This is a genomic window from Polaromonas sp. (genome assembly GCF_030682935.1).
In the GTDB taxonomy this organism is placed as follows: domain Bacteria; phylum Pseudomonadota; class Gammaproteobacteria; order Burkholderiales; family Burkholderiaceae_C; genus Polaromonas.
In genome coordinates, this window is the sequence record NZ_JAUXNA010000277.1 from 25,096 (window position 1) to 34,865 (window position 9,770).

Annotated in this window: 6 protein-coding genes and 1 pseudogene; 6 read left to right on the top strand and 1 reads right to left on the bottom strand. The window is 61.6% G+C overall.

Translation table 11 applies throughout. The features are described from left to right. Window positions 1–21 precede the first annotated feature (21 nt). The 6 genes and pseudogenes from Q8K05_RS12605 (at window position 22) to Q8K05_RS12620 (ending at window position 7,136) form a co-directional block, all read left to right on the top strand. Complete coding sequence (locus Q8K05_RS12605; protein WP_305246941.1) at window positions 22–855, top strand: UDP-2,3-diacylglucosamine diphosphatase; 834 nt, start codon at window positions 22–24, stop codon at window positions 853–855. Between the two features lie 11 nt (window positions 856–866). Next, window positions 867–1,649: a zinc-dependent peptidase gene (locus Q8K05_RS12610; protein WP_305246942.1), complete on the top strand. Its 783-nt coding sequence runs from the start codon at window positions 867–869 to the stop codon at window positions 1,647–1,649. A 267-nt stretch (window positions 1,650–1,916) separates the two neighbouring features. Then, window positions 1,917–2,201 (top strand): hypothetical protein, encoded by a 285-nt coding sequence (locus Q8K05_RS18885; RefSeq protein ID WP_370868841.1) that lies wholly within the window; start codon window positions 1,917–1,919, stop codon window positions 2,199–2,201. Further along, window positions 2,191–2,298, top strand: a pseudogene (locus tag Q8K05_RS18890) (hypothetical protein); the annotation flags it as partial. The gene Q8K05_RS18885 and the pseudogene Q8K05_RS18890, both read left to right, overlap by 11 nt. Further along, window positions 2,297–3,655, top strand: a complete 1,359-nt coding sequence (locus Q8K05_RS12615) for a cation transporting ATPase C-terminal domain-containing protein (RefSeq protein WP_370868842.1) — start codon at window positions 2,297–2,299, stop codon at window positions 3,653–3,655. The pseudogene Q8K05_RS18890 and the gene Q8K05_RS12615, both read left to right, overlap by 2 nt. A 610-nt stretch (window positions 3,656–4,265) precedes the next feature. Next, a complete protein-coding gene (locus Q8K05_RS12620; protein WP_305246943.1) occupies window positions 4,266–7,136 on the top strand; it encodes a PAS domain S-box protein in 2,871 nt (956 codons plus the stop codon). 303 nt (window positions 7,137–7,439) lie between these two features. Here the strand turns inward: Q8K05_RS12620 and Q8K05_RS12625 are convergent. Further along, the coding region (locus Q8K05_RS12625) for a DUF349 domain-containing protein (protein WP_305246944.1) at window positions 7,440–9,770 on the bottom strand (2,331 nt) is incomplete at its 5' end.

The window sequence follows — 9,770 nt, forward strand, 5'->3', positions numbered from 1 at the left end:
CTGCGCTTGACTGAGTCCCCGATGAACACCTCGACCGTGCCCAGGATGGCGGAGCTTCACGCGCCGCCATCCTGGCGCACGGTCGATTTCATTTCAGACCTGCACCTGAGTGATGATGCGCCAGACACCTTCACGGCCTGGCGGCACTACCTCGAAAGCACCCCGGCAGATGCCGTGTTTATTTTGGGCGACCTGTTTGAAGTCTGGGTCGGCGACGACGCCGTCAGCGACACCGCCGTAAGCGCTGCGGCGCTGCTGCCCAACGCCCGGTTTGAAGACCGCTGCGCCCGCGTGCTGGGTCAGGCCGCGAGCCGGATGGCGCTGTATTTCATGCACGGCAACCGCGACTTTCTGGTCGGCCAGCGCTTGATGGATTTGTGCCACACCACCCTGCTGAGCGACCCCACCGTGCTGGTGTTTGAAGGCCAGCGCTGGCTGCTGTCGCATGGCGACGCGTTGTGCCTGGGCGACGTGGACTACCTGCGGTTTCGCCGGCAAGTGCGCAGCCCCGACTGGCAAAGCGCCTTCCTGGCAAAACCACTGGCCGAGCGCCAGGCCATTGCGCGCGGACTGCGGCAGCAAAGTGAGGCGCGCAAACAATCGGGCGCCGACTACGCCGACGTGGACGCTGACGCCGCCCGCCAGTGGTTGCAGGCCGCCAAGGCGCGCACCCTGATTCACGGCCACACCCACAAACCGGCGTTGCACGACCTGGGCCAGGGCTTTGTGCGCGTCGTTCTCAGCGACTGGGATGCCGAAGCGCCCGTGTTGCGCACCGAAGTGTTGCGCCTGCGCAGCAACGGCTTGATGCGCATTCACCTGCTCAGCCCCGTCGCGTCAACCCTTCACCCATAAGTTTCCACCCCATGCTGAACTGGTTGCAGTCCCTGTTAGGCCGCGGCAACGGCCCCCCCGGCATTCCCGAGGCCCTGTGGCACAGCACCCTGCTGCGCTACCCTTTTCTGGCCCGACGCCCGGTGGCCGACCACATTCGTCTGCGCGCGCTGGTCAGCCGGTTTCTGGCGCACAAGGAATTCAGTGGCGCGCACGGGCTCATCGTCACAGACGAGATGGCGGTCGCCATTGCAGCGCAAGCCTGCCTGCCCGTGCTGCACCTGGGCCTGCGCTGGTATGACGACTTCAAGGGCATCGTGGTCCACCCCGGTGCCATGCTCGCGCGGCGCCAAACCACCGACCAGGCGGGCGTGGTGCACTACTACAGCGAAGCCTTGCTGGGCGAAGCCATGGAACGCGGCCCGGTCACCCTGAGCTGGCAAGACGTGGCGGCAGCAGGCGACCTGGCAGAGCAAGGGCACAACGTGGTGATTCACGAGTTCGTCCACAAAATCGACATGCGTGATGGCCTGGCCGATGGCTGCCCGCCCCTGCCCTCGCGCGCAGCCCACACCGCCTGGCACGCGGTGATGCAACCCGCCTACGACAGCTTTTGTGAGCAAGTCGCCATGGCCAAACGCTTCGGTGGCCAACAGCCCTGGCTGGACAGCTACGGCGCCACGGCCCCGGCTGAATTTTTTGCGGTGGCCTGTGAAGGCTACTTCGTCCAGCGCGATCGCTTCACGCAGGACTTTGCAGCCCTGACCACCCTGTTCGACCAATTTTTCAAGGGAAATAGGCCTACAACCAAATAAGTACGGGCACAAGCCGCTATTTATTTAATAGTGAATTAAACACTGCAGCCCATCAGCAGCCGACGTTTGCCATGCCCGGCAGGCCACTCGGGCCATGGAACAGATTCAAAAAATCATCCATGAATTTCTTCGCCCACCGGTTTGGCGTCTTCCTCAAGTCACGCCACACCAGTCATCACTTTCGGCGCCGGGCGATTTTCGAGTCCTTGTCGACAGAGCGCTCGTCGGGGGCGTTTCCAGACCAGCCTTCCCTCAAGTTGGTGGGCGATGCGAACGACGACATTGCGGCCGCGCTGGCACCTGTGGCTGAGCTACAAGAATCCGTTCAACCTGCTGCTGACGGTATTGGCCGTCGTGTCCTGGTTCACCGAAGACATCAAGGCGGCGATGGTCATTGGCAGCATGGTGGGGCTGTCCACCCTGATTCGCTTTGTCCAGGAGCGGCGCTCCCACCAGGCCGCCCAGGGACTGAAAGAGCTGGTCTGCAACAAGGCTACCGTGATCCGCCGCGACGCCTCTGCCAGCGCCGGCGGGCCGCGCCATGACCGGTGAATCCCTGCCGGTGGAGAAATTTCCCGATGTCACAGGCCGGCATGGCACGGGCGAAGGTGCGCTGGAGAGGGTCAACCTGGTGTTCATGGGCACCAATGTGGTGTCCGGCTCCGCCACGGCACTGGTGTTGGCCACAGGCAAGCACACCTATTTTGTGCGCCGTGGCGACGCGGGTCACAGCCAGCACGCAAGAGGCCAACGCCTTCCAGGCGGGTGTCAACAAGGTCAGCTGGCTGCTGATCCGTTTTGCCTTTGTCATGGTGCCGCTGGTGTTGCTGATCAATGGCTTTACCAAAGGCAACTGGAGCGAAGCTTTCCTGTTCGCGCTGTCCGTGGCGGTCGGGCTGACGCCTGAAATGCTGCCCATGATCGTGACCTCCACCCTGGCCAAGGGGGCGGTTTTATTGTCACGAAAAAAGGTCATCGTCAAGCGCCTCGATGCGATCCAGAATTTCGGCGCCATGAATGTGCTGTGCACCGACAAGACCGGCCTGAAAAACCTGCTGGACCGCGCCATGCTGGAACGGGTGCTTGGCATCACGCGTGATCTGAACGAAGACGGCTTGCGCGTGGTGGCCGTGGCCATGAAAGAGATTCCGCCCAGCCAGGTGGTCTATTCGGTGGCCGACGAGTCTGAGCTGACGCTGATGGGCTACATCGCTTTTCTCGACCCGCCCAAGGAGTCCACGGCCCCGGCGCTCAAAGCCCTGGCCGAGAGCGGCATCACGGTCAAAGTGCTGACCGGCGACAACGAGCTGGTGACGTCCCAGGTGTGCCGCCAGGTTGGCCTGATGGTGCTGGAACAAGGCGTCATTGAAGGTCGAAAAACGTTCAACAACATGCTGAAATACATCCGCATGACGGCCAGCTCGAACTTCGGCAACGTGTTCTCGGTGCTGATCGCCAGCGTGTTTCTGCCCTTCCTGCCGATGCTGCCCCTGCAGCTGCTGGTTCAAAACCTGCTGTACGACGTCTCGCAAATCGCCATTCCCTTCGACAAGGTGGACGCCGAGCTGGTTAAAAAACCTTTGAGCTGGAATCCCGACGACATCCGGCGCTTCATGATCTTCTTCGGGCCGATCAGCTCGATTTTTGACGTCACGGCTTTCGTGGTGATGTGGTACGTGTTCAAAGCCAATTCAGTGGAGAATCAAGCCCTGTTCCAGTCCGGCTGGTTCGTCGTGGGCCTGCTCACGCAAACGTTGATCGTGCACATGATTCGCACGCCCAGAACCCCCTTCATCCAGAGCCGCGCCGCCTGGCCCCTGATGGCCATGACGCTGTTCATCATGGCCGCAGGCATCTTCCTGCCAATGGGCCCGCTTGCCAGCTACTTCAAACTGCAGGCGCTGCCGCTGCCTTATTTCGCCTGGCTGACTGCTATCTTGCTGAGCTATGTGGTGCTGACGACGCGGATGAAGCGCTATTACATTCGCCGATTCGGCTGGCAATGAATGCACAGAATCTTGCAGGCCCGGCCACTTTCCATGCTGGCCCCGACTGACGAAAGCGCGCGCCCCATTTTTCAAGAAAAATCAGGCTCCAGCCCAATCAGGACGGGAAAAAGCAGCTATTGAATTTATAGCACCAAGCTTTCACTGCAAAGCCGGTCTTCGCCCGCCCGGATATGGGAATACCCGGGCACAGCTTCTGTGACCGACCCCAACAATATTGCCAAACTTTTTTTTAGTGATTTAGATCACACACCAAGCGGATATATATGAGAAATCCCCATAAGCATCAATAAATCAACTTAATTTGCATACTTTGTACCTACATATTCAATAAAATCCGTGATCACCTGCGGTGCTATCGGCGCTTGCCATAGACGACTCAGGGTTTATCCCCGATGTCCTGCCGCCAGAACGGTAGCTCAATCCTCTTGCTGCGGCATCGCCGACTCCGAACGATCTGCTGCATTGCACGCACAACCCCTTGTAAAGAAAGACCCGGACGGCGTATGAAGCACAGACCCTTTGGCCCATTGACGGCCGTCCGGCATGGCCTGCTGCTCGCGCCCCAACAGTACCGACCTTGTTCAGCTGACACCGTCGAGGCTCCATGATGAAGCGGGACGAGGAACTGATTCAGGCCAACCAGCGCCTGAAAGCCCAAATGCTTGAACTGGCCAGCGCCAATGAAGGCCTGAAGCTGGAACTGGCCGAACAAAAGCGCGACATCAGCGCGAACAAGCGCCCGGAAGAAGCCCAGCGGCATTCTTCCCGGTTCCTGAATGACATTGTCGACAACATCCCGATTGCTTTTCATCTGAGGTCGGTGCAGGACGGACACCGGGTGGTCACGTGGAACAAGGCCTGCGAGGCGCTGTATGGGCTGACGCGCGAAGAGGCGATGGGCCGCACCGTGCACGATCTCTGGCCGAAAGCGGACGCAGACAGCATGCACGCCTCCGACCTCGAACTGGCCGCTACCGGCGTCATGCAGGACTTTCCCGACCGCACTGTCCAGTCAAAAAATCGCGGTGTCATCCGCATCCACGCGCGCAAGCTCCCGCTGAAAGATGCCAGTGGTGCGGTGACCCATATTCTGATCACCGCCGAAGACATCACCGAGCGTCTGGCCGCCGATGTCTGCTTGCGCCACAGCGAGGCGCGCTTTCGCAGCCTGACCCACCTTTCTGCTGACTGGTACTGGGAACTCGACGAACAATTTCGCTTCACCATGCTGTCCGGTGGCGCAACGAGTCAGGTCAAGAGCATCATTGGTGACTACTTGGGCAAGACCCGGTGGGAGAGCAATGACACCTCCCGCAACCAGGCGGCCTGGCCGCTTCATCGCGCCCAACTCGAAAGGCACGAGACTTTCCGTAATTTCGAGTATGAGCGCGAAGACAAGGACGGCAAGGTGCTTGTCTTCTGCATCAGCGGGGAGCCCATCGTCGACGCCAATGGCAAGTTCATCGGTTATCGCGGCGTAGGCACCGACATCACCGCGCGCAAACAGACCGAGACGGCGCTTCGGGCGAGCGAAGCGCGCTTTCGCACCGTCGTGGCCGCGCTGGCCGAAGGCGTCGTGCTGCGCAACGCAGACGGGCGAATCGTCGACTGCAATGCCAGTGCCGAACGCATCCTCGGCAAGACCCTGGCCCAGATGAAGGGGCAAACTTCGATCGCGCCGGAGTGGCAGCTGCTGCACGAAGACGGCTCGCTGATGCCTGAGGAGGGCCGGCCCAGCGTCATCGCCAAGCGCACCGGTCTACCCCAGTCAAACGTCGTGGTCTGCTACCGCAAGCCTGACGGCAGCGTTTTGTGGCTGCTGATCAACTTACAGCCCCTGTTTGAGGGCCCAAGCAGCGCTCCGTCCGGCTTCGTCAGCACCATCACCGACATCACCCAGCGTAAACGTGCCAAGATGGAAATTGTCAGTCTCAATGTCAACCTGGAAAACCGGGTTTCCCGCAGGACGGCCCAGCTTGAAGCGGCCAACAAGGAGCTCGAAGCGTTTTCGTATTCAGTGGCGCACGATCTGCGCTCTCCGCTGATCGCCATCGACGGCTACTGCGCCTTGCTGCAAAAAGCGGTGCCATCCGAATCCGGGGAGCGTGCCCATCACTACCTGGGCCGGATACGAAACGGGGTGCGGCGCATGGACGAGCTCACTGACGGACTGCTTTCCCTGGCCCAGCTGTCGCGCACCAGCCTCAACCGGGAGAACGTGGACATGAGCGCAGAGGCCGCCAAAGTCATCAGGCAATGCGCGAAAAACGACGCCGGACGCGTGGTGCAAACGACAGTCGAGCCTGATCTGCTGGTACGGGCGGACCGTTCGCTGTTACGCCAGGTCCTGGAGAACCTGATCGCCAATGCCTGGAAGTTCACCTCGAAAAAATCCATTGCCAAAATCTCAGTCGGCAAAGAAACCGGCGCCGACGGGCAGCCTGTGTATTTTGTCCGGGACAATGGCGCCGGGTTTGACATGGCGTATGCGGACAAGCTCTTCGGCACCTTCCAGCGCCTGCATTCGCCGGAAGAGTTTGCCGGCAGCGGGATTGGCCTGGCCACCGTCAAGCGCATCATCGCCCGGCACGGCGGCAGTATCTGGGCCCAGTCATCGGTCAGTAAAGGCAGCAGCTTTTACTTCACGCTGAAAAGCGAACAAGGCAACGCCGCAGATGCGCCCACTGGCGCCATCGCGGGCTTGCCCCTGAGCAGTGACAACGACGCTTTCAAGGTCGGCGACGAGCAGTTCCGCACTGCGTTTGAGCATGCTGCGATCGGGATGACACTGCTTGCCATCGACAAGCGCCGGCTCAGGGTCAACAGCGCTTTTTGCCGGATGCTGGGGTACTCCGAGGCCGAACTGCTGGCGCGCACCGTCCAGGAGATCACCCATCCTGACGACCTCGAATGGGATGTGCTGCAGAGCAACAGGGCTCTGGCCGGCGAGATTGAAGCCTACCAGTGGGAAAAGCGCTACATCCACCAGTCAGGTCGCATTGTCTGGGTTTATCTCAGTTGCTCCCTGGTGCGCGACGCCGACCGCAGGCCGCTTCACTTCATCTCGCAGATCCAGGACATCACCGAGCGCAAGCAGGCTGATCGGATTTTGAGGGAGAGCGAAGAACATTTCCGCGCACTCACCGCGTTGTCGTCCGACTGGTTCTGGGAACAGGATGAAAACTTCCGCTTCGTCCAGACTTCAGACGAAGCGGCCCATGTGGCGGCCATTACCGGTGCCGCTATCGGCAAGACGCCCTGGGAACTGGACCATGTGAACATGGACGAGAGCGTCTGGGCGGCCCACAAGGCCCAACTCGAACGGCACGAGGTTTTCCGCGACTTTAAAAGCATCCGGCTTGACCGCAACGGACAGCTCCGTTGCCTGAGCATCAGCGGCGTGCCGATTTTCGACGCGTCCGGGCGCTTCACCGGCTACCGCGGAATCGGCCGTGACGCCACGGACATGCACGCTTAGGGCCCAGACCAATCCAACAAGGTCCAGCCCCAAGGTCCGCGCAGCACGCCAAGCGTGAACGCCGTGGCTGATGCTGTTGAGAATTTCCTCGCCCAAGGACTGCTGACGCTCCTGCGCTAGTGTGGTGTTGCATGCTTGACCGTACAAATAAAACCGATGGTTTTTTGTTCAGGGCAAGGCGCAAACCACAGCAATAGCTCCGCTATTGCGCGGATTTGCAACGCCGCCATGGACAAAAAGACGCGGTTTTATGTACCGGATAGCGTGCAACACCACACTAGCACTTCGTCAGGGCTGCGGACGTTATCGTTTGAGCAGCACTTTCAGCACGTTCTGCACACGCCTGGCGTTGCCGGCGTCAAACTCGCCCGCCAGCACCTTGGCGGCATCTTCACCCCAAGTTTCGGCCGGTGTGGGTGCGTTGCGCTTGGTCAGCAATTGCAGTTGCAGCATGCGGCGGGCGCTGATGTGCTCGGCTGGCGTGGGCAGCTCGGCGGCCATTTCCAGGCGCAGCAGGGCTTCTGGCACAGCCTTGCCAGCCGGTGCGCTGAGCGCCTGAGCCCAGCTGCTGCGCACTGCGGGCGAAACCAGCTTGCCCAACTCTTGCGCGCCTGGCAACTGGGCCGGGTCGCGCTTTTCCCAGGCGGTCAGCAGGTGCGTCAGCACTTCGCCGTGCGCTTGCATGGCGAGCTTTTTCAGGGCCTGGTTGGCGCTTTCAAAGGCGTCGCGTTGCGCGCGGAAGGCGGCGTCACCCAGACGCGGGCCACGGTCTTCAAAAGCCGGGCGCTCGCTGAAGCGTTCGCCGCGATTTTCCCGCTCAGCCCGGTAGGGTTCAAACTTGTTGTCGGTACTGGAACGCGGACCACCGGGTTTACTGCCTGGACGTGCGTCTTTGCGATCGCCAAATTTTCCGCCACGGCCGGCGGGTGCAGGTTCGGCTTTTCTCATGCCAGGGCGGTCGTCGCCACGCATGGCCACGACGGGCTTGGCGGCGGGTTTGGGTGCGGGTGCGGACTCGGGAGCTTCAGGCGCTTCGGCTTCAGCCGCCTCAGCCGCTACGGGCGCCTGCTCGGCCAGGGTTTCAGTAGCTGCCTGTGCAGGTGCTTCGTCGGTTTCAGGCTGATTTTCACCAGAAACCGGGGCAGCTTCAGCTGTAGCGACCGCTTCTGCCGGCGCAGCGGCGGCCACGGCAACCGGCACTTGCCCGCGAACGATGGCCTCAAGCGCCTTCGCGGCGGCGTGAATTTTTTGCGCATCGCCGCTGGCGTTGGCGGCGTCAAGGGCTTTTGCGGCCTCGAGTACGTAGCGGTCGTGCTCGCCCAGAGCCGCAGTGGCTTTTTCGCGATCGGCGGTTTTGCGCTGGAAGGCGTCGTCGATGGGCTTGCGGAAAGCGTCCCACAGTTTTTGCTCTTGCTTGCGCTCAATCGGCACGCCCTGCGCCTCGTGCTGCCAGCGCTGCTGCAGCGCCTTGACGGCGTCAATGCGCAGCTGCGGCTCGGCGCCCAGAACTTGCGCTTCTTCAATCATGGCTTTGCGGTGGGCCAGGCTCTCGTTGCGCGCGGCGGTCAACGCTGCATCGGCGGCGTCCATGGCGGCTTTCCAGACGGGCTGAATTTCGGCAAAGGCTTTTTCGCCCAGGTGGCCAGCGTCGCGCCATTTGTCAACAAACGCGTTCAGGCTGCGGATGTGGTGCTTCCAGTCGGTGTTACCCTTGTTGGCTTCAGCCCAGGCCAGCACTTCGTCAATCAGGACGCGGCGCTGGGCCAGCGCGGCTTCGGTCTGCTCTTTGGCTTTTTCGAGCCAGGCTTCGACCACCTTGTGGGCCTCGTTGCAGGCGTCGTCAAAACGCTTCCACAGCGCATGGTTGGGCGTGCCGCCCTGGTCGCTGGTCTTCCACTGCTCACGCATGACGCGCAGCGTATCTTGCTGCTTGCGCCCGCCCATGGGCTTGGCCACCAGCGCTTCGGCTTTGGCGACCAGTTCTTCGCGGATCTGGTCGGCACGCCAGCGCTGCCAGCCTTCGAGTTCGCCCGCTGCGGTCAGGGCGGCGTGGGCAGCGGCTTCCAGCGCGCTGTCAATATTGCGGATGTGCTCTTTCAGCACCTGGCGCAATTCAGCGGCGACCTTGGGCGTGGCTTTGCCATGGCCTTCGGTGACTTCATGCTCCAGCTTTGCCAGCGCTTCCTTCACGATGGCGGCGGACTTTTCACGCAGGTCCTTCAGCACAGCCGGATCAATTTTTGCTTTGGTCGCACGTGCTGGCGCGCTGCCATCGCTGGCGCCTTGCAGCTCGGCTTTTGCGGTAGGCAGGCCGCGCGCAACGCGCAACTCATCGGCCCACACGGCTACGGTGGGCAACGGTGCGGTGGCGTCGGCAGCGGCTTTGACGGCCACGGCAACGGCGCCCTGGAACGCCTCCCAGACGGCCAGCAACTGGCCGCGCGAAGCGTCCAGCAGCGGCGGAAATTTGCCATCCACGCTGGCCCAGTTGGCATCCATCGTGATTTCGTCAGCCTGCGCCTGCCAATGGGCAACATCGGCGCCCAGGGTTTCGAGCACGGCCTCGGCATCGCGCCAGGGCTTGATGGACAGCACGTCAATGCGCTGCGCAATCAGCACGGCGGCTTCGCGCTG

Bases quoted from the DNA above. Each gene is read 5' to 3' on its own strand.
- Q8K05_RS12605 (WP_305246941.1), top strand. From the start codon at position 22: ATGAACACCTCGACCGTGCCCAGGATGGCGGAGCTTCACGCGCCGCCA.
- Q8K05_RS12610 (WP_305246942.1), top strand. From the start codon at position 867: ATGCTGAACTGGTTGCAGTCCCTGTTAGGCCGCGGCAACGGCCCCCCC.
- Q8K05_RS18885 (WP_370868841.1), top strand. From the start codon at position 1,917: ATGCGAACGACGACATTGCGGCCGCGCTGGCACCTGTGGCTGAGCTAC.
- Q8K05_RS12615 (WP_370868842.1), top strand. From the start codon at position 2,297: ATGTGGTGTCCGGCTCCGCCACGGCACTGGTGTTGGCCACAGGCAAGC.
- Q8K05_RS12620 (WP_305246943.1), top strand. From the start codon at position 4,266: ATGAAGCGGGACGAGGAACTGATTCAGGCCAACCAGCGCCTGAAAGCC.